The organism is Gemmatimonadales bacterium, from assembly GCA_041390145.1.
GTDB lineage: Bacteria > Gemmatimonadota > Gemmatimonadetes > Gemmatimonadales > GWC2-71-9 > SPDF01.
In genome coordinates this window covers 1-23,810 of the sequence record JAWKQM010000004.1, presented here as the reverse complement: position 1 = coordinate 23,810, position 23,810 = coordinate 1, and the positions used below count along the sequence as shown (strand labels likewise).

General features: G+C 67.5%; 20 protein-coding genes and 1 pseudogene. 11 read left to right on the top strand and 10 right to left on the bottom strand.

Translation table 11 applies throughout. From position 1 onward, the window contains the following. The first annotated feature begins 11 nt into the window (after positions 1 to 11). Entirely contained in the window at positions 12 to 1,625 is a 1,614-nt protein-coding gene (locus R2910_03505; protein ID MEZ4412034.1) for a sodium:solute symporter family protein, read from the top strand. A gap of 77 nt (positions 1,626 to 1,702) precedes the next feature. On the opposite strand, the gene R2910_03500 is transcribed toward R2910_03505, so the two are convergent. Both R2910_03500 and R2910_03495 read right to left on the bottom strand, forming a co-directional pair. Then, entirely contained in the window at positions 1,703 to 3,115 is a 1,413-nt protein-coding gene (locus R2910_03500) for an FHA domain-containing protein (protein MEZ4412033.1), read from the bottom strand. Beyond that, entirely contained in the window at positions 3,112 to 4,173 is a 1,062-nt protein-coding gene (locus R2910_03495; protein MEZ4412032.1) for a protein phosphatase 2C domain-containing protein, read from the bottom strand. Before R2910_03495 ends, R2910_03500 begins: the two co-directional genes overlap by 4 nt. 185 nt (positions 4,174 to 4,358) lie before the next feature. Here R2910_03495 and R2910_03490 point away from each other — a divergent pair, with 185 nt between their 5' ends. The 6 genes from R2910_03490 (at position 4,359) to R2910_03465 (ending at position 14,172) form a co-directional block, all read left to right on the top strand. Further along, positions 4,359 to 6,323: an N-acetylmuramoyl-L-alanine amidase gene (locus tag R2910_03490; GenBank protein MEZ4412031.1), complete on the top strand. Its 1,965-nt coding sequence runs from the start codon at positions 4,359 to 4,361 to the stop codon at positions 6,321 to 6,323. 99 nt (positions 6,324 to 6,422) lie between these two features. Further along, positions 6,423 to 7,199 (top strand): hypothetical protein, encoded by a 777-nt coding sequence (locus tag R2910_03485; GenBank protein MEZ4412030.1) that lies wholly within the window; start codon positions 6,423 to 6,425, stop codon positions 7,197 to 7,199. Continuing rightward, a complete protein-coding gene (locus R2910_03480; GenBank protein MEZ4412029.1) occupies positions 7,196 to 8,665 on the top strand; it encodes a GWxTD domain-containing protein in 1,470 nt (489 codons plus the stop codon). The genes R2910_03485 and R2910_03480 overlap by 4 nt, the downstream gene beginning before the upstream one ends. Positions 8,666 to 8,879: 214 nt before the next feature. Beyond that, positions 8,880 to 10,799, top strand: a complete 1,920-nt coding sequence (locus tag R2910_03475; protein ID MEZ4412028.1) for a protein kinase — start codon at positions 8,880 to 8,882, stop codon at positions 10,797 to 10,799. Positions 10,800 to 10,839: 40 nt separating this feature from the next. Then, positions 10,840 to 11,310, top strand: coding sequence for a gamma carbonic anhydrase family protein (locus tag R2910_03470; protein ID MEZ4412027.1), 471 nt, complete (start codon positions 10,840 to 10,842; stop codon positions 11,308 to 11,310). Positions 11,311 to 11,652: 342 nt separating this feature from the next. Continuing rightward, positions 11,653 to 14,172 (top strand): vitamin B12-dependent ribonucleotide reductase, encoded by a 2,520-nt coding sequence (locus tag R2910_03465; GenBank protein ID MEZ4412026.1) that lies wholly within the window; start codon positions 11,653 to 11,655, stop codon positions 14,170 to 14,172. A 93-nt stretch (positions 14,173 to 14,265) separates the two neighbouring features. On the opposite strand, the gene R2910_03460 is transcribed toward R2910_03465, so the two are convergent. Further along, entirely contained in the window at positions 14,266 to 14,412 is a 147-nt protein-coding gene (locus tag R2910_03460; GenBank protein ID MEZ4412025.1) for a hypothetical protein, read from the bottom strand. Between the two features lie 187 nt (positions 14,413 to 14,599). Here R2910_03460 and R2910_03455 point away from each other — a divergent pair, with 187 nt between their 5' ends. Both R2910_03455 and R2910_03450 read left to right on the top strand, forming a co-directional pair. Continuing rightward, positions 14,600 to 14,908: a hypothetical protein gene (locus R2910_03455; GenBank protein ID MEZ4412024.1), complete on the top strand. Its 309-nt coding sequence runs from the start codon at positions 14,600 to 14,602 to the stop codon at positions 14,906 to 14,908. An 81-nt stretch (positions 14,909 to 14,989) separates the two neighbouring features. Then, on the top strand, positions 14,990 to 15,214 hold the full coding sequence (locus R2910_03450) for a hypothetical protein (protein ID MEZ4412023.1): 225 nt from the start codon (positions 14,990 to 14,992) through the stop codon (positions 15,212 to 15,214). Between the two features lie 1,292 nt (positions 15,215 to 16,506). Here the strand turns inward: R2910_03450 and R2910_03445 are convergent. From R2910_03445 to R2910_03430, 4 genes and pseudogenes are all read right to left on the bottom strand, one after another. After that, on the bottom strand, positions 16,507 to 16,656 hold the full coding sequence (locus R2910_03445) for a hypothetical protein (protein ID MEZ4412022.1): 150 nt from the start codon (positions 16,654 to 16,656) through the stop codon (positions 16,507 to 16,509). A gap of 113 nt (positions 16,657 to 16,769) precedes the next feature. After that, on the bottom strand, positions 16,770 to 17,177 hold the full coding sequence (locus R2910_03440) for a hypothetical protein (protein ID MEZ4412021.1): 408 nt from the start codon (positions 17,175 to 17,177) through the stop codon (positions 16,770 to 16,772). Positions 17,178 to 17,394: 217 nt separating this feature from the next. Next, a pseudogene (locus R2910_03435) lies at positions 17,395 to 17,634 on the bottom strand (protein kinase). 310 nt (positions 17,635 to 17,944) lie between these two features. Next, on the bottom strand, positions 17,945 to 18,811 hold the full coding sequence (locus R2910_03430) for a diguanylate cyclase (GenBank protein MEZ4412020.1): 867 nt from the start codon (positions 18,809 to 18,811) through the stop codon (positions 17,945 to 17,947). Between the two features lie 273 nt (positions 18,812 to 19,084). Between R2910_03430 and R2910_03425 the strand changes: the two genes are divergently transcribed. After that, the gene (locus tag R2910_03425; protein ID MEZ4412019.1) at positions 19,085 to 20,590 is read left to right on the top strand and encodes a DUF1254 domain-containing protein; all 1,506 of its coding nucleotides are present in this window, start codon (positions 19,085 to 19,087) and stop codon (positions 20,588 to 20,590) included. On the opposite strand, the gene R2910_03420 is transcribed toward R2910_03425, so the two are convergent. The 3 genes from R2910_03420 to R2910_03410 all read right to left on the bottom strand — a co-directional run bounded on the left by R2910_03420 (position 20,583) and on the right by R2910_03410 (position 22,720). After that, positions 20,583 to 21,617 carry an NAD(P)-dependent alcohol dehydrogenase gene (locus tag R2910_03420; GenBank protein ID MEZ4412018.1) on the bottom strand — a complete coding sequence of 345 codons (1,035 nt, stop codon included), beginning with the start codon at positions 21,615 to 21,617 and terminating at the stop codon, positions 20,583 to 20,585. The two genes, R2910_03425 and R2910_03420, sit on opposite strands and share 8 nt — an antisense overlap. Before the next feature lie 124 nt (positions 21,618 to 21,741). After that, positions 21,742 to 22,008, bottom strand: a complete 267-nt coding sequence (locus R2910_03415) for a hypothetical protein (protein MEZ4412017.1) — start codon at positions 22,006 to 22,008, stop codon at positions 21,742 to 21,744. A 103-nt stretch (positions 22,009 to 22,111) separates the two neighbouring features. Beyond that, positions 22,112 to 22,720, bottom strand: a complete 609-nt coding sequence (locus tag R2910_03410) for an isochorismatase family cysteine hydrolase (protein MEZ4412016.1) — start codon at positions 22,718 to 22,720, stop codon at positions 22,112 to 22,114. A gap of 173 nt (positions 22,721 to 22,893) precedes the next feature. Between R2910_03410 and R2910_03405 the strand changes: the two genes are divergently transcribed. Next, positions 22,894 to 23,640, top strand: a complete 747-nt coding sequence (locus R2910_03405; GenBank protein MEZ4412015.1) for a thermonuclease family protein — start codon at positions 22,894 to 22,896, stop codon at positions 23,638 to 23,640. The last annotated feature ends 170 nt before the right edge of the window (positions 23,641 to 23,810 follow it).

The window sequence follows — 23,810 nt, the reverse complement described above, 5'->3', positions numbered from 1 at the left end:
ACTGGGGGGTTGTGGTCGCATATCTGGCCGGGACGCTCGTCCTCGGCCTCTGGGTGGCGCGGCGCGGGGCGCGGAGCCTCACGGAGTTCTTCGTTGGCGGGCGGGCGATCCCCTGGTGGCTCGCGGCCACCTCGATGGCCGCCACCAGCTTCAACGTGGACACCCCACTGTACGTGGCAGGCCGGGTGGCGAAGGACGGCGTGGCGGGGAACTGGGAATGGTGGGCCTTTGCGCTCAGTCACGTCCTCCTGGCCGTCGTGCTGGCCAAGCTCTGGCGCCGCGCAAAGGTGCTGACCGACGTGGAGATGACGGAAATCCGCTACGGCGGCCGCCCTGCCGCCTCCCTGCGGGCCTTCCGCGCCTTCATGATCGCGGTTCCCTTCAACTGCCTGAGCATCGGCTACGGCATGCTCGCCATGCGCAAGCTGGTGACGGCTCTCGGTGTCTTCGACGGCCTGCCCCCACTCCCCGGCGACGAACGGCTCTGGGCCATCCTTCCCATCCTCGTAATCGTCGTGATCTACACCGCGGCGTCGGGACTCTGGGGCGTCGTCACCACCGACTTCCTGCAGTACATCCTCTCCATGGTCGGCGCGTTCCTCGTGATGTTCTACGCCCTGGCGGAAGTCGGCGGGCTCAGCGGATTGACCGCCACCCTGCGGGAGAGCGGACAGGGCGACAAGCTGAACCTGTTGCCGACAGGTCCGGACGCGACGCTCCCGATCAGCACCTTTTTCGGCTATCTGCTCGTGCAGTGGTGGGCGTTCCGGAACAGCGACGGTGGGGGGATGTTCGTGCAGCGGCTCTCCTCCACCGCCACCGAGAAGGATGCGACGAAGGCCGCGCACCTGTTCAACATCCTCAACTACGTCGTGCGCACCTGGCCCTGGGTGCTCGTGGCGCTGGCCGCGCTGGTGGTCCTGCCGAACCTGTCAGACCCCGAGCTCGCCTATCCGATCATGATGATGCGCTACCTGCCCACCGGTGTCCTCGGTTTGGTCTTCGCGAGCCTGGTGGCGGCCTTCATGTCCAGCGTCTCCACGCAGGTCAACTGGGGCGCCAGCTACCTGGTGAACGACCTCTACGCCCGGTTCACCGGCGAGCAGGACGAGGCGCGGCTGATGCGCGCGGCACGCTGGGCGTCGGTGATGCTCGCCACCCTGGCTGGGGTCGTCTCCTTCTTCATGGACAGCGTCGGCGGGGTGTTCCGGTTTGCCATCCTGATCGGCACCGGCCCGGGGCTGGTGCTCCTGCTCCGCTGGTTCTGGTGGCGGATCAACGCCTGGGCGGAAATTGCCGCGATGGCGGCCGGGCTGGTCCTGGCCATCCTCAGCTATACCTCGATCTTCGCGTCCATCACCTTCGGGCAGCGGCTCATGCTCTCGGCGTTCGGCGCCATGGCGGTCTGGGTGCCGGTCATGTGGATGACCGCGCCGGAGTCGGAAGCGACGCTCGACGCCTTCTACACCCGGGTGCGGCCCGCCGGCGCCTGGGGGCCGGTGCGCGCGCGGACCAAGCTCGCCGCCCTCGACGACGGGGTGCGCGATGCGCGGCGCTGGCTGGGCTGGTCGATTGTCATTTTGGGTGGGACGCTGCTCATTGGATGGATCTTGCTGGCGGGGTAGTAACGACCACCTCCGCGGTTTTCCTCCGACCCTCCCTCGTTTCGTTTTTTTCTTCCCCGCTCCCCCGCGTTCCCGCCTTACTGCAACTGGTCCAGTAACTCCAGCGCAAACACCACCGGCACCGCGTCGTAGAGCCGACCACCGGCCGAAGGGGCCGCGCTCGACACGATGCCCGCCACCAGCCCTTCGTCGTCGATGACCGGGCTGCCCGCGCTGACCGGCGTGCCCCAGCCATCCACGGTAAGGAATCCTGTCGTGATCAGCGCCACGGTGCCGGTGGTTGTGGTGGAGGCAAGGTTGAATGAACGCCAGTCGTTCCTGGCCGGGATTTCAATCGGCGGGGGGTAGCCGATGAGCGCCACCGGTCGGCCGGCTGCCACCGGCGGGGTCCGCCAGGCCAGCCCCTGGACGACCGGAATCCCGCCGCGCTGCTGCACCCGCAGGAGGGCGATGTCCTCGACCATGTGCGTCTTGAGCACGCGCGCGGCGATCGGCTGGGCCACGCCGGGCATCAGCACCGCGAGTTGTACCGGCGACTCGCCTGCCGCGTTGAGCACGACGCCCTTGGTGGTGAGCAGCACCCCGCCGGTGCCGTCCCGTCGGATGGCGAAACCGGTCGCCAGCGCGGTGCTGCCGTCGGCGTACTGGGCAATGACGAGTCCGACGGCGGGTGCGCTGCTTGTCGCGGCCGCTTCCGGGTTGAATTCCGCCGCGTCCGCGATGTCACGCTCGCGGCTGATGGCAGAGTCGAGCGACTTCATGATGGAGGAACTGGCCACGGCGTTTGGACCAGCGTCCGCCAGCGACGCGCGGAGCCGGGTGGCGGCGGTGCGCGCGGAGTCGAGCGAGGTCCGCATGAAGGGTGAGGCCACGTCGATCGCGGCCACGCTCGCCATCATGCTGTCGGCCTGGGAGAGCATGAGGAGCCGCGCCTCCTCCTGGACGCGCCGCGCTTCCCGCCGCTGCCAGAAGAGGATACCGGCCACCACAACGGCAACGAGGACGGCCACGCCGCCGACGATCTGGAGGAGCCGCCGCTTCCGGGCGGCCGCCGCGGCGTCGCGGGCCAGCTGCCCCGCCTGTTCCTCCGCCAGGATCCGTTCCAGTTCATCGGCACCCATGATCGGCTTCGCTGGCTGGGCCTGGGTCGGTTCGCGGCTCGGTTCTGCCACCTCGGCGCGATCGGAGAGGAGGAACTGGACCTCGGGGCCGGTGGCGCCGAGACGGAGGAGGTCGCCGTCATTCAGCGGCTGCTCCTCGGCAATACGCTGGCCGTTGAGGTAGGTCCCCTGCATGCTGCCCAGATCGCGGACAATCCAGACGCTGTCCCGCTGCTGGATGATGGCGTGCCGGTTGGATACCTCGGTGTCCTGATCGGCGTCGAGACGGATCTGGCAGGTCGGGTGACGTCCGATGCTCGCGACGGCGCCCCTGATCGGCTCCACCGTGCCCGCACGGCCTCCGGAGAGAATGGCGAGGCGCGGGGTCATCGGGTGATCAGCCAGTAGAGGAGGGCGGCGGCGAGGAGGAGCGCCGTGCCGATCAGGCCGACGGGAGGACGGGGGCGGAGGGGCGGCGCCGGGGGTTCCTCGCGCACCGGCAGCGAGAGTGGCCGCTCGATGCGGATGCCGCCGGTCTTGAAGCCGACGCGGATGTCGTCTTCGATCGGTTCATCGCCCGGCAGTTCAAAGACGTGGTGGCCGGGTCCCTGGGCCGTCTCGGCGACCGCGAGCCCCTCGCCGTCGAAACGCGCCGCCACGACCGTGATGTTGTCGGGCCCGCCCCGCTCGTTGGCGAGCTGGATGAGCGCACTGCAGAGCTCGGCGAGGTCGGTGATCCGCCCGGCGTACTCGGCAAATTCTTCGCGGCGCACCTGCCCGCTCAAGCCGTCGGAGCAGAGAATCAGGACATCGCCGCGCCGGAGCTCCTCGTAGGTCAGGTCCACCCGCACCTGCGGGTCGGGGCCGAGCGCCTGCAGGATGATGTTCTTCCGCTCGCTCTTCTCGGCCTGTTCCTCGGTCATCTCGCCGGCGTCGACCAGCCGCTGCGTGAGGGACTGGTCCTTGGTCAGTTGCGTGGCGACGCCGCGGCGGACGAGGTACGCCCGACTGTCGCCGATCTGGGCCAGGTAGAGGTCGGTCCGGTACACGCCGGCCGCCGTGACCGTGGTGCCCATTCCCCGCACGTCCGGATTTTCGAGGGCGTACTGGTGGATTTTCCTGTTGGCTTCCTCGACCGCTTCCCGCACCCGGAAGGCGAACTTCTCCCGGCTGTCCTCGGTATCCCCCGCCCAGGTACCCATCAGGTGCTTGTGGATGGTCTCCGCCGCCAGCGCGGCGGCCAGTTCTCCCGCGGCCGCCCCGCCCATCCCGTCCGCCACCATGAACAGTGAGCCGCGCGGGCCGACTTCGCAGACCTGCGCCTCATCCGCGTCGCAGAGCTTGCCGCTGCTGAGGTCGGCCACGAGGTAGGTATCCTCGTTGTGATCGCGGGTGCGGCCGACGTCGGTCCGACCGGCGACCAACACATGGACGTGGGGAATTGTCACCGGGCGCGGCGGGTCAAGGCGGTGGAACTGAGGGTGGAATGACGCGCCACGAGTGCTCCGGGCCGAAGAGGGTGGGGGAGGCGGAATCTAGGCCGCCTCGGAAGGGGCGTCAATCGTTTGGGGACTCCGGCGCCCCCGACCCCACGTGCTTGTCGCAAGTCGTGTTTTCGAAGTACCTTCCGGCGATGCACCCTCGCCGACTCCTGACCCTTCTCTTCCTGGTTGCCGTGGCCGCCCCGCTTGGCGCGCAGCAGCCCAGGCCGAAGGCCGCGGCCAAGCCGGTCGATCCCAACCGGGGGCGCCTCCCCGCCATCCCGAAATCGACGGGACCGCTGGCGCTGACCGTGGTGTACCCCGCCAAGTCCGATGTCGTGTCGACCACGGGCGACTACTCCTTCCTGTTCGGGAGCACCGGCACCGGCGACGCGCGCCTCACCATCAACGGCGATTCCGTAAAGGTCTGGCCCAACGGCGCCTACATCGCCTGGCTGCCGTTCCCCAAGGACAGCGTGATGTCGTTCACGCTCCGGGCGCGGCGGCCCGACGGCTCGCGCGACTCGCTGGTCTACAAGGTGCGGCGCACGGTGCGGGCCGAGCCGCCCACCACACCGCTCTGGATCGACTCACTCTCGTTCAAGCCGCGCGGCAAGGTCTGGTGGCCGGCCGAGGAATACCTGCCGCTCTCGGTCCGCGCGGCGGAAGGCTCCGAAGTGCGACTGGTGCTCCCCAACGGGACCATCGTGCCGCTCGCCAATTCCGTCGGCTACGACGATGTCTCCTGGGGCGTGCGCGCCTTCGACCGCGACACCGCCAGCCTGGCGCGCTCGGTGCGCGCCGATCGCTATGTGGGCGTGGTCCGCGGCGCCGCCTTCGGCGCCGATCCGGGGCCGCTGCTCGGCGTGGAGCGGGCGCCCGGCTGTCCGCGCTGCCGGCGGCGGAGCGCCGAAGGGCCCGACACCCTCCTGGCCATCGTGGAAGCCATCAAGGGCGCAGACACCGTGCGGGCCAAGTGGCCGCTCCGCGTCTCCCTGCTCGACAGCCTCCCCGTCGTGGTCGAACTCGACGACGACACGGCGCAGACCGGGAAGACCGATCGGCTCACCGTGGGGCGCGCCGCCCCCGGCGCCACCTACAACTGGTTCTTTCCGACCGGCACGCGGGCCAACGTCTCCGGCCGCCTGAACAGCGACCTCCGCCTCGCGCTCTCGGCCACCTCGCTGGCCTGGATCGCCGCGGCCGACGCGCATGCCCTCCCCGCCGGGACGCCGCCCCTCGAGGCCATCGTCGGGTCGGTGTCGCTGACCTCCGCGCCGAAGAGCGCGACGCTCCGCATTCCGCTGAGTGCCCGGGTGCCGTACCTCGTGACGGAAACGCAGTCGTCCCTCACCGTGCGGCTCTACGGCGCCGCGGGGGACGTCAACTGGATGCGCTACGGCGGGTCGGACTCGCTGGTGACGCAGATGGACTGGGAACAGGAGACGGCGGACGAGGTCACCATCACCCTCGATCTCTCGCAAGATGTGTGGGGCTATCGCACCCGCTGGGACCGGACCGACCTCATGCTGGAGATTCGCCGGCCGCCCGCCATCCAGAAGTCCCACCCGCTCCGCGGGCTGCGGATCGTGGTGGACGCCGGACACCCGCCCGGTGGCGCCACCGGCCCCACCGGCTACAAGGAAGCGGAGGCCAACCTCGGCGTGGCGCTGAAGCTCCAGGCGATGCTCGAGGCGGGTGGCGCCGAGGTGCTGATGACCCGCACCACGGACCGGCCGGTCGACCTGGCCTGGCGGCCATTCTATGCCGACAGCGTGGACGCCGACCTGCTCATCTCAGTCCACAACAACGCCCTCCCCGACGGGGTGAATCCGATCACCAACAGCGGGACGAGCGTCTTCTATAACCAGCCGCGCAGCGCCGCCCTTGCCCGCGACGTCCAGGCGGCCCTGGTCAAGCGGCTCGAGCTCCGCAACCTCGGCGCCGGCCGGGGTGACCTGGCGCTGGTGCGCCCGACCTGGATGCCCTCCATCCTGACTGAGGCAATGTTCATGGCGATTCCGGAGCAGGAATCGGCGCTCCGCACACCCTTGGGGCAGCGGATGTACGCCGAGGGGGTGTACAACGGGGTGTTGGAGTACCTGAAAGGACGGTAGGCTGGGGGGCCGGGAGGCGGGGTGGCAGGGTGGCAGCCAGGGTGTGAAGGAATCGCTGGATGCGGCGTCCCCCTCATTGTACCCTCATCGCCAGGACACATGACACCTCGTTTCTTTTCCCGATACGGCCTCGCTGCCGCCCTGCCGTTCTGCCTCGCGATGGCGGTCTTGTCGGGCACGCCGTCGCGGGTTGAGGCACAGAGCGTCGCCGACAGGGCCGCCATCGAGGCCTGGCGCGACACCCTCGCACAAACCACCGACACCATCATGCTGCTCCGCTGGGAGCGGCTCATGATTGCCGACGCGAAGACCGACCGCAACAACACGATGCTGCACCTGCGGCTCGGCTTCCTCTCCCTCCGCTATGGCGACCTGGCCGGCGGCATCCACTACGACGACGCCGCCTCCGAGTTCGAGTGGGCCACCCAGCTCGAGCCGACGTGGCCCTATCCCTGGTACGGCCTCGGCATGGCGGAACTCGCCATCGGCGATTCCCAACTCGCTATCGTCACCGGCCTCAAGACCATGTTCGGCAAGGACGCGCTCGCCAAGGCGGCGGACGCCTACGCCCGCTCCGCCGAGGTGGATCCGGGGTTTGTGCAAGGGCTGGTGGAACTGGCCAACACGTCGCTGGCCCAGCGGGTCAATATCCGCCTCGATGTCGCCCTCGACGCGCTGCGCCAGAGCGCGCACAGCCCGTCGGCCGAGAACCCGCAGGTGCTGCTGGCACGCGGCCGCATCGAGCGCGAGGTGGGTAGCCCGGACTCGGCGGTCACGGCCTTCGCGAGGTACCTGACCAACGGTGGCGACCCGGCGTCGGCCGCTATGAACTGGCACGCACGCAGCTCGGGCTCGGCCTCGATGCCGGGGCGGTGAATTACTTCGCCGGCGCGGCCTACAACGACTCCCTGAGCGTGCCGCTCTTCCGGGAGGACCTGCAGTACTTCGCGTCGGCGGACGAGCTGGCCGCGTTCGATGCCAACTCGGGCGAGGCACGCGCCACCTGGCTGCACGAGTTCTGGGACGGCCGCGACAACGCCAGCCTCCGGAGCCCCAACGAGCGGCTCAAGGAGCACTACCGGCGGCTCCAGTACGCCCGCACCAATTTCCGGCTGGCCAGCCCAAACCGGCATTACAACATCGAGGAGATCTATCACTCCGGCAGCACGGAGTTCGACGACCGGGGCATGATCTACATCCGGCATGGCACGCCCTCCGACCGGGCGTCGTATGCGGAGCCCGGCATCGAGCCGAACGAGACCTGGGTCTATCGTCAGGCGGACGGGGATCTCGTCTTCCACTTCGTGTCGCGGGAGGATGTGCAGGACTTCAAGCTTGTGGAGAGCCTCCTCGACATCTTCGGGTACGCGACGGCGGTGCAAATGCAGGGGGCGTCGACCTCGCTTGCCTACAACACCACCACCGAGCAGCTCCTCTCCTCGCGCCAGAACATCTCGCCGGTGTACGGCAAGATGAAGAGCGCGGGCGGGGCGAGCATCAGTCGGTACATGTCCGAGGAGCGGAGCCAGGGGCGGGAGAGCTACACTCGCGGGACCAACAGCGACAGCTATGAGCTCCACTTCGATCGATCGCTGAGCGCCAAGGTGCAGGTGCTGGCGGTCGGCTGGGACGAGAAGGGCGCCCTGGTGCAGGTGGCGTACGCGATTGCGGGCGGATCGTTGGTCCCGGTGCCCACGTCGCGGGGGCAGGTCTATCCGGTCCGCCTCCGGTTCTCGGTCCTCGATTCAGCGGGCAAGTCGGTGGCGTCGATCGACACCACGCGGTTCTTCCTTTCGCGCACACCGGTGCCGGTGTCCGAGCACCTGGTCGGGCGCGCGGAGGTGAACGTTCCGCCGGGCAACTATCACTACCGGGTGCTCGTGCAGCAGGGCGAAGACGCCGGGTTGATCCTCCCGACCGACACCGTGCGGGTGAGCGCCGAGACGCAGCTTGCCGTCAGCGACCTGGTGCTGGGCCGCCGCGCCAATCACCTCGTCTGGGTCGCGGCGCCCGAGGACACGGTGTACCTGAATCCGCTGCAGACCTTCCGGCGCACCGAGGACATGCAGCTCTACTACGAGATCTACGGCGCCGTCCCCGGGGCGGTCCTGAAGACCGAGGTGGTGGTCAAGAAGGGCGGGAGCGGCGGGCTCTTCGGCAAGGGGGGCTCGGCCATCAGCCTCAAGTTCGAGGAGAAGGCCCAGGGCGAGGTGACCCGGGCCAACCGCAACATCGACATCTCGAGGCTCAAGGCGGGGAGCTACACCATTGGCGTGCGGGTCACGCGGCCGGACAGCTACACCAATTACCGGACGCAGCAGTTTACGGTGATTGATCCGTAGCCGGGACAGCGGCATAGCGGGAACGCGGGAAAGTGATGGCGGGGCAGGGGGGCGGTCGGCGGCCTCTCTGCCCCGCTGCCTCCCAGCCCCCTGCGAGGCGTTTGCGCCTCCCCCCGGGAGCCCGTAGCTTTGCCCCATGCACTGTTCGCACTGCGGTCACAAGCTGGAGGACGCCTGGACCGCTTGTCCCATCTGTGGGTCACGGGTCGGGGGCGTGGCTGACGCGCGGGGCGTCACCATGGGGGACGTCTCCCAGACGAGCCTGATCCGCGACACGCTGGCCACCGAGTACGAGATCCTCGAAGAATTGGGCCGGGGCGGGATGGCCATCGTCTACCGGGCCCGGGACATTGCCCTGGACCGGGAAGTGGCCGTGAAGGTCCTGCCGTTCTCGCTCGCCTTCGACAGCGAGTTCGTGGAGCGGTTTCAGCGCGAGGCCCGGACCGCCGCGCAGCTCGAACATCCTAACATCATCCCGATTTACCGGGTCGGCCGCACCGGGCAGGTCATCTTCTTCGTCATGAAGCTGGTGCGTGGCGGCTCACTGGCCACCCTCGTGGAGGGTGGGGGGCGGCTGCCGCCGAGCGAAATCCGCCGGATCCTGGTGGAGTCGGGCAAGGCGCTCAACTACGCCGCGGAGAAGGGGATCGTTCACCGCGACATCAAGCCCGACAACATCATGTTCGACGAGCACGGCGCCTGCGTGATCACCGACTTCGGGATCGCCAAGGCGGCGAGCGGGCAGCGGCTCACGAGCACCGGGATGTCGATCGGGACGCCGCACTACATGAGTCCGGAGCAGGCGCGGGCGCAGGACACCGACGGCCGGAGCGACATCTACTCGCTGGGGGTCGTGGCGTACCAGGCCTTGCTGGGTGAGGTGCCGTACAACGGCGAGGACTCGTTCTCCATCGGGTACAAGCACATCATGGAGCCGATCCCGGAGCCGGTGCTCAATACCGCCGACGAGCGGCGGCTGTACACGGTCATCAGGAAGATGCTGGCCAAGGACCCGGCCGACCGGTTCCAGACCGGGCTCGACCTGGTGGAGGAAATCGAGGGGCGGCCCTCGGCGCCGAGGCGGATTTCGGGGGCCACCACGCGGGAGCGGCTGGCGGCCATGCCGACCACCCCGATCCCGAAGGAAACAGTGGATGCGCTGCGTACCTCGCCTCCGGCCCGGACCTCTGGGCCGTCGCGGCCGGCGATGCGGCGCTCGGCGGCGAGCCGGGAACTGGGCCAGAAGAAGAGCGGCAGCCTCCTGGTCTGGCTGGTCGTGCTGCTGGTGGTGGCCGCGGGCGGCGTCTTCGGGGCGGGGAAGCTGGGGCATGGACCGCTGGCGCCGGAGGCGCCGGAGACGCCTTCGGCGTCTGGCGAGGGCAGCGGGGCAGCGGGGCCGGGAGGTGGTGGGCCCGCTGCTGCCACCGCCCCCGTTCTGGACCCCACACTTCCCCACGGCGCGCTTCCGGACTCGGTCCGCCTGGGCAATACGAGCTCGGATTCCGCGGCTGCCCCCCTGCCGCCCAGCCCCGCTGCCGCCCTGCCATCCGGCCCGCCAGGTTTCCTCCGAATCGTCGGCCTGCCTCGGGGCTCGACGGTGCTGGTGGACGATGTCGCGCCTGATTCCACGCCGATACGACTCGAGCCAGGGCAGCACATCGTCGCCATTTCGGCGCCGCAGCACGTCTTCTACGTCGATACCGTGAACATCCGGTCCGCGCTCGAGTTGACCTTCACGCCGCTGCTGACGCCGGTCGGGGAGCCGCTCCGCACGGAGCGCGGGGGGACACAGACCCTCGGTCCGGTGGACACCTCCGTCGCCACCTGCGACCGGCCGGGACCGGGTTACAATAAGGACCAGCTCTGCTGGGATGTCCGCCCACTGCCGGTGGCCCCGCCGCGGGTCCGGGTGCCGGCGGCGACGACCCCGTTGCCAGGCTCGGTTGTCCTCCTGGTCAAGGTGAACGCTGACGGGACGACGGCCGAAATGGCGACGCTGCGCCCTTCCGAGAGCGATGCATTCAACAGCATGGCCATTGAGTACGCCGCGACGATGCGCTGGCGGCCGGCCACCAAGGACGGGGTGGCGGTGGTGGCGTGGACGCAGGTCCGACTCGAAGCAATTCATCAATGAGCCGAGGGACATAGTGCCAAATATTCACGAGACAGCCTGGGTGGCCCCGACCGCGGTGGTCATCGGTGACGTGACCCTGGGACCGGAATCGAGCGTCTGGTACACCACGGTCATGCGGGGCGACATGGCGCCGATCACGATCGGGGCCCGGACCAACATCCAGGACGGTACCATTGTCCACGTGGATGCCGGGTTTCCGTGCATCATCGGCGAGCGGTGCGGGGTCGGGCACCGGGCCATCCTGCACGGCTGCACGGTGGAAGACGAGTGCCTGATCGGGATGGGGAGCATCCTGCTCAATGGGGTGCACATTGGGACGGGGAGCGTGGTGGCGGCGGGGGCGGTGGTGCCGGAGGGGATGCATGTGCCGCCACACAGCCTGGTGATGGGGGTGCCGGGCCGAATAGTCCGACCAGTTACACCGGAATTGCGGGAGCGGATTACCGGCACCTGGGAGCACTACGTGGCGCAGGCGAGGGACCATCGGTCCGGCAAGTACCCGGTGGTTTGACCAGAATACGAGGGAGGGTCGGAAAACAACCGGAAACGGGGGAATACCGCCCACTTCTGTCGTTTTCTCCGACCCTCCGGCTTTCCTCAGACCCTCCTTCGTCTTTTTTCTTTTTCCAGTCGTCTTCCGAGTTTCCCTCGCTCTTTTTTGGTGTTTTCACACGAGAGCAGGTTTGTGATGTTGACAACGATTTTTCCCACCACTGCGGCATAATTTCGCGCATTGCATCGCATCATCGTTTTGCCTAACTTGCTGTCCACTCTTCGGTACTGTCCGGTTACCAACTAGCGACATTCCGATCTCACCACAGACTCCCTTCATCTAGCAAGGGAAGAGGTAGGCATGACTCAGTCCTCGTCGCGGGGGGCGCTCGATCTGTCCCCGAACGCCATCACGGTCCTCGAAAAGCGCTACCTGGTCAAGGACGACGCCGGCAAGCCGGTGGAGTCGAGCGAGGACCTCTTCTGGCGTGTGGCGAGGACCATTGCCGGTGCCGACAAGAAGTACGGCGCCTCCAGCGGCGCCATCGAGGAGCTGGCCACGGCCTTCTACGGCTCCATGGCGCACCGCGAGTTCATGCCCAACAGCCCCACGCTCATGAACGCCGGGCGGCCCCTGGGCCAGCTCTCGGCCTGCTTCGTGTTGCCGGTGGCGGACGTCCTTTCCAACGGCAAGGACGGGATCTACGACACCCTCCGCGCCATGGCGCTGGTGCACCAGTCGGGTGGCGGCACCGGGTTCGATTTCAGCCGGCTCCGGCCCAAGAACGACGTGGTCCGCTCCACCATGGGCGTGGCGTCCGGTCCCGTCTCTTTCATGTCCCTCTATGACGCCTCCACCGAGGTGGTCAAGCAGGGTGGCACCCGCCGCGGCGCCAACATGGGCATCCTCCGGGTCGACCACCCCGATATCCTCGATTTCATCGAGTGCAAGAGCGACACGACCAAGATCACCAACTTCAATATCTCGGTCGGCATCACCGACGCCTTCATGCAGGCGGTCGAGGAAGATCGCGAGTACGACCTGATCCACCCCCGCAGCAAGGCCGTGGTGGGCCAGCTGCGTGCGCGTGAAGTCTGGGAAAAGATCATCCACGGCGCCTGGAAGACCGGCGAGCCGGGGGTGTTCTTCATCGACAAGGCCAACCACTACAATCCGGTGCCGCATCTCGGCGCCTACGAGGCCACCAACCCCTGCGGCGAGCAGCCCCTGCTCCCGTACGACGTCTGCAACCTCGGCTCGATCAACCTCGGCATGTTCGTCGAGAACGGCAGCCTCGACTGGGACAAGCTCCGGCGCACGGTCCACCTCTCCACGCACTTCCTGGAGAACGTGATCGACGCCAACAACTATCCCCTGCCCGAAATCACCGACTTGGCGCAGCGGATCCGCCGCATCGGGCTCGGCGTCATGGGCTGGGCCGACGTCCTCATCAAGCTCGGCATCCCCTACGACTCCGACGAGGCGGTCGCCCTCGGCGCCCGGGTCCAGGCCTTCGTGGACAACGAGGCCAAGGTGGAGTCGGAGCGGCTGGCCACCATTCGCGGGCCGTTCCCTGAGTGGGACAAGAGCATCTGGGGGCCGGACAAGACCTGCGCCCGCGATGCCCAGGGCAACCGGATCCGGCCGATGCGGAAGCTCCGCAACTGCAACGTGACCACCGTGGCGCCGACCGGCACCATCAGCATCATTGCCGGCTGCAGCTCCGGCATCGAGCCGCTCTTTGCGGTGGCCTTCATGCGGAACCAGGCCGGCGTGCTGATGCCCGACGTGAATGAAGAGTTCGTGGCTATCGCCAAGAAGGAGGGGTGGTACTCCGAGGGCTTGATGACCCGGATTGCCGAGGCGGGCAACATCAACTTCGAGGAAGTGCCGGAGAAGTGGCAGCGGGTGTTCGTCACCGCCAACCACATCAAGCCGGAGTGGCACATCCGGATGCAGGCCGGCTTCCAGGAGTCGAACGACAGCGCCATCAGCAAGACCTGCAACTTTGCCTTCGACGCCACCGAGGCGTACGTGGAGGAGATCTACCGGCTGGCGTACCACCTGAACTGCAAGGGTGTCACCGTCTATCGTGACGGCAGTCGGGATATGCAGGTTCTCTCCACAGGTTCGACGGCCAAGAAGGTGCAGGAACAGGCTGTCTCGAGTGGCAAGTCGGTCGCGCGGGCCGACTTGGCCCCGTTGGCCGAGGGTGAGGCCGTCGAGGGCGTCGCTGACCTGATGGGCGAAATGGCCGAGATCCGTGCCGAGAACGAGCGGCTGCGGCGGATGGTGCACGACCTGGAGGCCGAGAACCTGCAGCGGCGCCAGAAGCGGAGCCGTCCGGAGGCCTTGAAGGGCACCACGCGCCGCGTGGAGACGCCCCTGGGCACCCTCTACGTGACGATCACGGAAGACGACAAGCACCAGGCCTTCGAGGTGTTCATGAGTCTTGGCAAGGCCGGTGGGGCCCTCATGGCCGACGTCGAGGCCATGGGACGCCTGGTGTCGCTGGCGCTGCGCTCAGGGATCCCGATGAAGGAGATTCACCGTCAGCTCCGCGGCATCAGCAGCGACCGCACCATCGGCCTCGGCAACAACAAGGTCCTCTCGGTGCCGGACGCGGTGGGCATTGCCATCGAGAAGTGGATGCAGGACAAGGCGGGGGTCCAGCAGGAGCTGATCCCGACCGACGAGGCCGAGGTGGCCCCGACCGTCCAGGTGACCCAGGGGGCCACGCAGTACGAGCTGAGCCGCCCGGCGCCGATGATGTCGGGGGCCTGCCCGGACTGCTCCTCCCAGCTGGAATACGCCGAGGGGTGCATGAAGTGTCATGTGTGCGGTTTAGTGAATGTGGGTGAGGTGAGGCTAGGTGGGTGATAGTTGGTAAGGCCGGGGCCCCAGAGATGGGGCCCCTTGCTGTGCGGCGACGGTTCAGCCTACTGAATCCCTTCGCATCGTCGTGCCGGGGTCTTAGCGCTCAAAATTCAACCGCTTCATCAACGCCCTGAACCTCGGCTCCTCCCGCGGTGGATCCCAGATCGGGTCCTGCTTGAGCCGGACCGGCTGCTGGGAGTCGCCGGCGTAGGCCTGTACCGAAGTAGTCGACGGCGCGGACATGATCGCCGAGCCTGAGATCAACCGAGGCTAAGCGGCAGGCGGCCACCTCACCCAGACGATGCGGACTTGGGGGTCCGACCCCGCGCCTGCGCCCCGGGTGCCTGCATACATTCGCTATCCGCAGGCAGGCTCCGGCCAGGGGCCTGCCGAAGAGTCCTCGGATGTGCGCGTATCGTGCGGAGGAACCATGCGCGCCGCCCTGGTCATCTGTCTGCTCCTCAAGGTCGCCGTTCCGGCCGCCGCTCAGGATGGTCTCCGCGCGCTCCAGAAGGAACGGGACGTCGCTGTCCGCATTCCCCACATCACATCGTTCGCGAAAGGCCACGGATTCCGGTCCTTCGAAGCGTTGGTCGACGTCTCGGACTCGGTCATCACCATCAACCGGAACTCCGAATGGCTTTATGATCAGCCCGCGCAAGGTAGGCGGACTCACTGTCGACCGCCGGAAGGGCGTCCTTCGCGTGGACTTGCACCGCAACTTTCGCCACGTACGTGACAACTATCACGTCGTCATTCCCCCTCGCCGACACCGCCTTCGTCCTTCCCCGCCTCTACCTCCCCGGCCGACTCTGGCGTCTTGGTCAAGGACTCGTACGCGGCGGTGGCGGTGGCCGTCTTCGGTGCCGCCCGGGACTCCATTCCTCAGCAGGTACAGGACACCATTCTCAGCGTGGTCGACTCCATGCTGGCAGCCCGGGGCGCGCAGCGGATGGAATGGGTCGACGGCCAAACCTACCTGCGGCTCTGGGTCAGAGGTGATTCGCTCGTCCCCATCTACACGACAGGGACCAGGCGTCTGTGATGGAGAGGCTCGCGCGGGGGCAGTCGAGATTCTGTTCCCCATCGTGACGAGGCTGGCCGGGCATGCCGAGTCCTGGCTCCCCGGTTCGTTCGGGTTTGGCATCACCTTCCAGTCGCTGCGAAACGTATTCGTCGACCACTCGGATGCTGTTGCCCATTTTACGACATGCCGCGCGGTCAAGAACTCACGGTGTACGCACCGCCGACCGTGGCCCTCCTCGCCTCGGGTGGGGACACCGGCCAGCAATTTCTCGATGCCTGTTATTGGTCTTGCTGAAGGGGAGAGGGCGTGTTCGGATTGTGCTGAATCTGTAGGGGGTCGGTGGTCGCGGTTGCCAGGAGACGGATCAGTCCACGAAATTCAACCGCTTCATCAACGCCTTGAACCGCGGCTCCCTCGCGCTCGCCGCAGTTCGCGCTCGATGCGGTAGCGGTCGGACAGCGCTGCTAGCGTAAGCCGATCCTCCGCACCAGTTCGGCGTAGCGCGGATCCTTCCGCAGCGGCCCATACCCGGGTCGAGGTGGAGTAGATGAGCCCGGCGGAATGCGGGCGTCGAAGGCGCTCTGGAGCGACGCGAACGCCGCGTGGTCAGGTCGCCGAGGCGGCGTGCCCCATGGCCAGCACCTCGGCGCGGAGGTATTCGGTCTTGGCCTGGGCCTCGAGGCGCTCCATGATAGCGACGGCCTCTCCCGCTCCCCCAGGGCCACCAGCGGCGGACGATCATCGCGCGTCGTAGGAGCGCACCGCGGTGCCGAGCGACTGCCCCTTCCGGAAGGCCGCCAGCGAGGCGGCCAGGTTGCCGCGCGCGAGCTCGACCTTCGATGTCGAGATACGCCTGGAAGTAGCTCGGCTCGATCTCCAGCGTCTTGTGGCTCTGCTCCACCGTGGCCTCGTAGCGCTCGGCATAGGCGAAATCGCCCCAGCCAGCGGGAGAAGTGCGCCGAGAGGGGATCGAGCACCAGCGCCCTCCGCATCTCGTCGATCGCCTCCACCAGCCGCCCGACCGCCGGCGGGTGCTGCCGTACACGAAGTGCGCCTCGGCATAGTTCGGGTTGTACTCCACCGCCTTTACCAGGGCGCGCGACGCGCACTTCGAAGTCCCACTCGTACCAGCGACACCTTGCCGATCGAGGTGTGCGCCTCGCCCAGCGTCGGCTCCAGCTGGACAGCGCGCGCGTGGCAGCCGACTTGCCCTTAGGGTAGGCCTCCGGCGCCACGAAGTCGATCCACGCAAGTTGCACCAGCAGTCCGGCGATGCCCGAATAGGCGGGCGTGGCCGGGGTCGGCATCGACTACGCATACTGCTCGAAGAGCGACTGCGCCTTGTGGAGGTCGTGCTCGGCCAGCCGGTTGACGAAGAATCGTCCCTTGGGTGAAAGGGTGTACGCCTCGAGGTTCTCGGTGGAGGGCTTGACCAGCGGCTCCGTCTGCGCCCCGCCCATCAGCTTGATCTTGAGCGCCTCCGCGATGGCGCGGCTGATCTCGTCCTGGATGGCGAAAGACGTCCTCGATCTGGCGGTCGTACGTTTCCGACAGAGCTGGTAGTTATTGGTCGTTACCAGCTGCGCCGAGATCGGATCCGGTTGCCGATCTTGCGGACGCTCCCCTCCAGCACGGAGGAGACGCCGAGCCGGCAGCCCACCTCCCGATCTCGATCGATTTCCCCTTGAACGCGAACGACGAGGTGCGCGACATACCTGCAACCCGGGATCTTGGCCAGCGCGTTGATGATCTCCTCGGTCATGCCGTCGCTGAAGTACTCGTTCTCGGGGTCGGCGCTCATGTTGGCGAGCGGGAGCACCACGATGGACTGCTCGGCGGGCGCGACGCCGACCGGCGTGTTGCTGGTCGGCGTGCGTTCCTGCTGCTCGGCCTGGAGGAGCGCCTCAGCGAACTCGCCGGTCGTCGCGTAGCGGTCCACCGGGGTCCGCGCCAGCGCGCGCACGATGGCCCTGGTCCGCACCGGCTCAAGCGCGTCATGGCGCTCGCGCGTGCGGCTGGTGCGGTGCCCGGAGATGATGGCCTGCGCGTTGGGGCCGGTGTATGTAGCTGCTCCCCGGTGGGCATCGGCGCAGGACGCAGCCGAGGGTGGGGTCGCTCCGCCCGTCCACCGAGGCGTCGGCGGAGGCCTGCTCGGGGCTCATGTAGGCCGGTGTGCCGACCGCGATGCCGGTCTGAATTCAATTGGAACCGTCGTTTCCGCTGAGCGCCTTGCCGATGCCGAAGTCGGCCACCAGGGCCGACCCCTCATGCATCAGGATGTTCTCCGGCTTCACGTCGCGGTGGATGATCCCCTGGCGGTGCGCATGGTCAGGGCCCGAGGCGACCTCGCGGGTGATGCGAAGGGCCTCGTCGAGCGGGAGCATCGTGCCGCTGGGCATGCGGTCGCGCAGCGACTGTCCCGCCATCATCGGCATGGTAACGTAGAAGTAGAGGCCGTTCGCCTCGCCGGAATCGAACGGGCAGGATGTGCGGGTGGGTCAGCCGGGCGGCCATCCGGATCTTGCTCGAACTGAGTCGCCGCCGATTTCGGAGGCGATCTCGAGCCGGAGCACCTTCACGGCTACCTCGCAGCCGTGCCGGAGGTCGTGGGCCTGAAAGACCACAGCCATGCCGCCTTCGCCGAGCTGTCGACATTTCGATGGTGTAGCGGCCGGCGAGGCCAGGGCAATGCAGGTCTTGGCTCTGTCATGGTGGAGGGAAGATGGCACCGGCTGGCGCATAGCCGACTCAATGCGTGCCCGGATGGCCCCCGGCGAGTCCTGCACCAGCACCCGGTTCTTGCCGGGCCTTGACCTTGTACATCAGCTGGTCGGCCGACCGGATGGCGTCGTCGGGCGTGGTCGGGGGAGGGTGAAATACCCCGACGCCGATACTGATGCCGAGCGGCCAGCTGTGCCTGGCGGCCAGTGCGTTCATCGCGTCGTGAAGCCGTCCAAAAAAGGTCTGGGCGCCCTCGAGCGTGGTTTCCACCAGCAGCACCCCGAACTCATCGCCCCCGAGCCGCCCGGCGAAGTCGGTGCCGCGGAGTCGCTTGGCGATCGCAGCTGACACCTCCCGCAGCACCTGGTCGCCCACCGCGTGCCCAGACTCGTCGTTGATCCCCTTGAAGCCGTCGAGATCGATGTAGCCGAGCGCGATTGTCCGGTGGTGCCGGGCGGCGAGCGAAAAGGCCGGGTGACAGCGTTCCCGGAAGGTGCGGTCGTTCAGGAGGCCCGTCAGCCCGTCGCGCTGGGCCTGCGACGCCAGGGCGGCCAGCGCGCGGTGCAGGTCGTCGAGCAGCACGGTGATGATGAAGAAGAACCCGAGGTGACCGGCGGTGTTCCAGAGCGGGCTGGTGGTACTCAGGTAGACGTGGCCCCCTCTGGCGTCCACGACGAAGAGGATCAGCGCCGAGAGCACGGAGAGGAGCAGCCCGAATCGCCTGCCCAGGTACCAGGCGCTCAGGCCGACGGGAATGGCGTAGAAGATCGACAGGGAGAGCTCGTACCCGATCGCGAGGTCGATGGTCCCGACCAGGGCGAGGAGGACCAGGGCGTACACCCCGAGCAGGTAGGGGGGGCGCTTCGAGAGGTACCTGTCTATTGCAGCGAGCATGAGGATCCCGGGTCGGTCGTCCAGGGGACGGCGGAAGCGGTGCTGCCACGGAAGATGGCCCCGGCCCCGGCGTCGCGCCAGACGCCGTCCACCGGGCCCTCGAGGCCCCGTTCGCCTGGGGATCCCCCAGGATCCTGAAGCTCCGAGTGAAGAGATCTTCGGGATCGCTTACGACTGCAGGCCACGCGGCCAGTACTACGTTTCCTGTGGATTGGGTGGCGCACCGACCGCCGCCGTTCATCAAGCGGTGAGCTCAAATACCTGGAGGGTTTCATGCGAGGACGATTCGCGAGGCACCTGCTGGCGGCGCTGCCGGCACTCCTGTGGGTGGCCAGCGCGCAGGCGCAGCAATACAAGATGACCACTCCCATCGCGCCCGGCGTGATGGTGCCGGACAAGGTGGAGACCTCGATCGGGACGCTGCACCTGAACTACGGCTATCCCGACGACGCCACGACGCAGAAGGTCTACGACAACCTCGACGCGTCGCGGGCGCTTCAGGCGTACCTGCTCGGCATCCCGATCGTCAACCAGGTGGGGATGCGGGCCACGCTCCGGGAGTTCGGCCCCGTCAACCAGACCGACGTGATCTGGGAAGACCTCGTCGACTCCAAGACGGTCGAACTGACTGCGAACGACAACACCATCTACAGCTTCATCTGGCTGGATACCCACAAGGGGCCGCTGGTGGTGGAGGTCCCGCCGATGGTGCTTGGCCTGATCGATGATTTCTGGTACAAGTGGGTGGCCGACGTGGGCATCACCGGGCCCGATGGGGGCAAGGGCGGGAAGTACTTGATCCTGCCGCCAGGCTACACCGGCGCGGTGCCCGACGGCTACTTCGTGGTCCGTCCGAGTACCTACGGCAACTGGATGCCCTTCCGTTCGTTCCTGGTGGACGGGTCCACCAAGCCGGGCGTCGAGGCGGTGAAGAAGTACCTCAAGATCTACCAGTTGTCCGACGCCGCCAATCCGCCGGCCATGAAGCTGGTCAACGCCTCCGGCATCCCGTCGAACTTCGTCCCGCCGAGCGACTCGACCTTCTGGTCCCTCTTGAACGAGGCGATCCAGGAAGAGCCGAGCGAGGGCAGCGACCCCACCACGCTGGGCCTCTTCGCGTCGATCGGCATCGAGAAGGGGAAGCCGTTCAACCCCGACGCGCGCATGAGCAAGATTCTGGCCGATGCGGCGCGGATCGGCAGCGTGACCGCGCGAGCCGTCGCCTTCCGGATGCGGGATCCCGACGGGTTCATCTACCCCGGCCGGCCGTGGCGGAAGCCCTTCTTCGGCGGGTATAAGTTCGAGCTCGCGCCGGGTGTGTCGAATCTCGACGGGGCGATCTTCTTCTACTACTTCGCCACAGGGGTGACCCCGGCCATGGCGGAGAAGATGGTCGGCAAGGGGTCGCAGTACCCCTGGTCCGCCCAGGACGCGAACGGCCAGCCGCTCGAAGGCGCCAACACCTACAAGCTGCACCTGCCGCCGAACATCCCGGTCAAGGACTTCTGGTCGGTCATCGTCTATGACAACCAGACCCGGTCCATGGTGCAGACCGACCAGCGGTTCCCCAGCGTCAGCAGCCAGAAACAGGGCGTGGTCGTCAACAAGGACGGCTCGGTCGACGTCTACTTCGGGCCCAAGGCCCCCGCTGGCATGGAGAACAACTGGGTGCAGACCATCCCGGGCAAGGGGTGGTTCATGATCCTCCGGCTCTACGGGCCGCTGAATCCCTGGTTCAACCAGACCTGGCAGCCCGGCAACATCGAGCTGGTCAAGTAGTCCTCCCTGACGAAGTGCTTGGTGCGGGCGGTCGGCGCGTTGGCGCCGCCGCCCCACCCAGCGTCAGCACGATCTTTCCCCGAGCCTTGCCCGACACCAGGTACCGGATGGCGTCGGCCGCCTCCTCCAGCGGAAACGTCCGGTCAATGGTGGGGGTCACCTTCCCGGTCTCGACCAGTTCCTTGAGCACTGGGAGGTCGTCGGTTTGCTCCCCCGGAACCTGCATCCGGAGGTTCTGGCTGACGAATCCCGACAGCAGCGACGCCCAGACTCCTCGGCCGATCCCGCCCAGCCAGCGTCCCCCCGCCTCCCCGCCGACGATCACCAGCGTCCCTCGCTCGGTCAGGGCGCGCCGCAGACGGCGGAGCGGGCGATTCCCGCCCATGTCCAGGATGACGTCGTACTCGTGGTTGCCATCCGTGAAGTCTTCACGGGTGTAGTCGATCACGTGGTCGGCCCCGATCGAGCGGACCAGGTCCACCTTGGAGGTGCTGCACACGCCGGTGACCTCCGCCCCGTACGCCTTCGCGATCTGCACCGCGTAGCTGCCCACCCCTCCCGACGCCCCGATGACCAGGACCCGCTGCCCGGCGGTCACTTCGCCCATTTCCCGGACAGCCCGGAGGGCGGTGCGCCCTGAGATGGCGAGCGCGGCGGCCTGCTCGAAGCCGAGGTTCGACGGCATCGCTTCCAGGCTGGTCGCTGGTGCACTCGCGTACTCGGCGTAAGCCCCGGAGATTTCCCCGAAGACGCGGTCCCCCGGCCGAAAGCGAGTCACCCCGGAGCCCACGGCCTCTACGGTGCCTGCGACATCCATTCCCGGTACACGTTTGGCCGGTCTGCGGAAGCCATACCCCATGATTCGTACCAGGTACGGCAGTCCCGCCATGAGGTGCCAGACGCCACGATCCACACCCGCCGCGTGCACGCGCACGAGCACGTCCCCCGCGCCCGCCTCCGGCTTCTCCACTTCGCCGTAAGCCAGGACGTCAGGCGAGCCGTACCTGTCCTGCACGATTGCCTTCATGCGCCCTCCCTGATCTCCTGACGCTAAAGATTTCCTGCTCGAACGCAACATGAACGCGCGGAAGTCCCCTCTCCCGGAAGGAGAGGGGAAGGGGTGCGGGATGCTTGGTGGAGAGGGGGAGGACCTACGCCGTTTGCCTGTTCCGCTCCTTCAGCCGGTCTACCCGCCGGGTGCGTGTGCCGAGCCAGCCACCATGGCGTGGTCCGCCGCCGCGGAACTCGAACCGTTCCGGATCCAGCAGACGATCCGGCAGTTCGATGTCCAACCCTTCCTCGACCAGTCGATGGCCTTTGACCAGCCCCGCCAGCATCGCGGCGGTGTACCAGCGTCCTGGAACAACGTCGGGAAATTCATCCGCATATTCTTGTCTGAGCCGGACTTCGCGGAGCATCACTCCTCCATCTGGCGGGGTGGCCGAATCTTCGCCGCATGAGGGCAAAGATCCCATGAGTACTCCGTGAAGGTACGGCTCAGACTCGAGTTGGCGAGGGGGCTTATGTAACGGCCGGCGCCGCCACCTTGCCCCACTCCTCGACCAGTTGCTCCGTGGTGCGGAACTGCCGCGCCGGATCAGTGGCGTACCACGCCTTGAAGTACTCGAGACCGGCCTGATGCGCCTCCTCGGTGAACGCCTGCAGGGCGTCCGTCACCCACACCAGATCGAAGCCCTTCTGGAACGCGTCGCCGCTGGTGTGCCGCGCGCAGCAGTCGGTGTGGAGCCCGGTGACGTAGAGCCGGGTGATGCCACGGCTGCGGAGCAGTGCCTCCAGGTCAGTGCTGAGGAAGGGGCTGTAGGTCTGCTTCTCCAGCACCAGGTCGGCGGGCTGGGGCTCGAGCCCTGGGACGATCTCTGCCTGCCGAGTGCCCTTCATGGCGTGCGGGGGCCACTTCCTCAGTTCGCTGTCGCCCGGCTGATGGGCGTCGGTGGTGTAGACGACCAGGACGCCTGCCTCGCGCGCCGATGCGAGCAGCCGGGAGAGGTGGGGGATGATGGCTTGTGCGCGCTGCTGATATTCCGCCCCGCCGGCGTCCGCAATGACCCCGGTGGGGAACACGAAATCGTTGGCCATGTCGATGACGAGAATTGCGCTGCGATCCGGCATACTGCCTCCCATTGGTGATGTGGTGTCCCAGCCAGGGGGCCGTTTGGGCAACGCCTAAGCCCGACGGGTGTCGGGCTCTCCTGGTCCGGGGGCGCAAGCCGTGCGCCGACGGGGTCGTGCCTGCAATCTAGCGGTGGTCGCCCGTCGCTGGTGGGCCTCGCTATTCTTCGGGCATGCCAGGCCACATGCGATTCATCGCGCTCCTGCTCGCTGCGGCGCTTGTCGCCACCGCCGCCTGCGCCCAGCAGCCGTCCACGGCGGCGTCCCCCAAACCGGTCTGGGTCAACCTCGGCTCCGGGGTGTACCACTGCCCTGGCACCGAGCACTACGGCACCACGAAGCGAGGGGAGTATCTCCCGGAGTCCGTGGCCATCGACAGCGGCTACCGTGCCAACGGCGGCCGCGCCTGCAACCCCGCCCTGGAGAGCTCGGCCTCGCTCGCCGTCGGTCCACCGCCAAGCCCGCTTCCCGATTCCGGCCCGCCGTTGCCTGGGACCGGCTTGACCGCCTGCATCGTCACCAAGGTTCGCGACGGCGACACCATCGAGTGCAAGGGCAGGGGGCCCGTCCGGCTGATCGGCATCGACACCCCGGAACGGGACCAGTCTCCCTTCGGGGCCATGGCCACCGATGGACTCCTCGCGCTTGTTTCGCTGCGCGACACCATCCAGGTCAGCGGCGACAAGGAGGCGCGGGACCAATACGGCCGCCTCCTGGGGTACCTCTGGCGTGGGGGTGTCTCCGTGAACTTCCTCATGGTCCGCCAGGGATGGGCCGTGTCGCTGGAGTACTATCCCAACACGAGCTACGCCGACTGGTTCCGCGCGGCCGAGGCGCTGGCGGAGCAGGAGCAGCGTGGACTCTGGGAAATCAACGGGTTCAAGTGCCGGCCGAGCAAGCATCGCGCGGGACTCTGCTGACCGCCCCCCTCTCCCGGAGGGAGAGGGGCAACCTCCACGCAGTTCTCCGGCCTTCAGGCCGTTCTGCGACCCTCCCTCGTCTGTTATTGAGTTCGCGACGCGCCGCAGGTCGGTTGGCGAAACGATGGGTAGGCAGGCGGGTCGCCAAGAAGTACTTTGTGGTATCGCCC

What these genes read in the sequence shown, in the direction of transcription:
- R2910_03415 (MEZ4412017.1), bottom strand. Translation starts at nt 22,008, where the DNA reads ATGCTCCGCGAAGTCCGGCTCAGACAAGAATATGCGGATGAATTTCCC.
- R2910_03465 (MEZ4412026.1), top strand. Translation starts at nt 11,653, where the DNA reads ATGACTCAGTCCTCGTCGCGGGGGGCGCTCGATCTGTCCCCGAACGCC.
- R2910_03455 (MEZ4412024.1), top strand. Translation starts at nt 14,600, where the DNA reads ATGCGCGCCGCCCTGGTCATCTGTCTGCTCCTCAAGGTCGCCGTTCCG.
- R2910_03445 (MEZ4412022.1), bottom strand. Translation starts at nt 16,656, where the DNA reads ATGGGCGGGGCGCAGACGGAGCCGCTGGTCAAGCCCTCCACCGAGAAC.
- R2910_03405 (MEZ4412015.1), top strand. Translation starts at nt 22,894, where the DNA reads ATGCCAGGCCACATGCGATTCATCGCGCTCCTGCTCGCTGCGGCGCTT.
- R2910_03430 (MEZ4412020.1), bottom strand. Translation starts at nt 18,811, where the DNA reads ATGCTCGCTGCAATAGACAGGTACCTCTCGAAGCGCCCCCCCTACCTG.
- R2910_03420 (MEZ4412018.1), bottom strand. Translation starts at nt 21,617, where the DNA reads ATGAAGGCAATCGTGCAGGACAGGTACGGCTCGCCTGACGTCCTGGCT.
- R2910_03485 (MEZ4412030.1), top strand. Translation starts at nt 6,423, where the DNA reads ATGACACCTCGTTTCTTTTCCCGATACGGCCTCGCTGCCGCCCTGCCG.
- R2910_03500 (MEZ4412033.1), bottom strand. Translation starts at nt 3,115, where the DNA reads ATGACCCCGCGCCTCGCCATTCTCTCCGGAGGCCGTGCGGGCACGGTG.
- R2910_03460 (MEZ4412025.1), bottom strand. Translation starts at nt 14,412, where the DNA reads ATGTCCGCGCCGTCGACTACTTCGGTACAGGCCTACGCCGGCGACTCC.
- R2910_03410 (MEZ4412016.1), bottom strand. Translation starts at nt 22,720, where the DNA reads ATGCCGGATCGCAGCGCAATTCTCGTCATCGACATGGCCAACGATTTC.
- R2910_03425 (MEZ4412019.1), top strand. Translation starts at nt 19,085, where the DNA reads ATGCGAGGACGATTCGCGAGGCACCTGCTGGCGGCGCTGCCGGCACTC.
- R2910_03490 (MEZ4412031.1), top strand. Translation starts at nt 4,359, where the DNA reads ATGCACCCTCGCCGACTCCTGACCCTTCTCTTCCTGGTTGCCGTGGCC.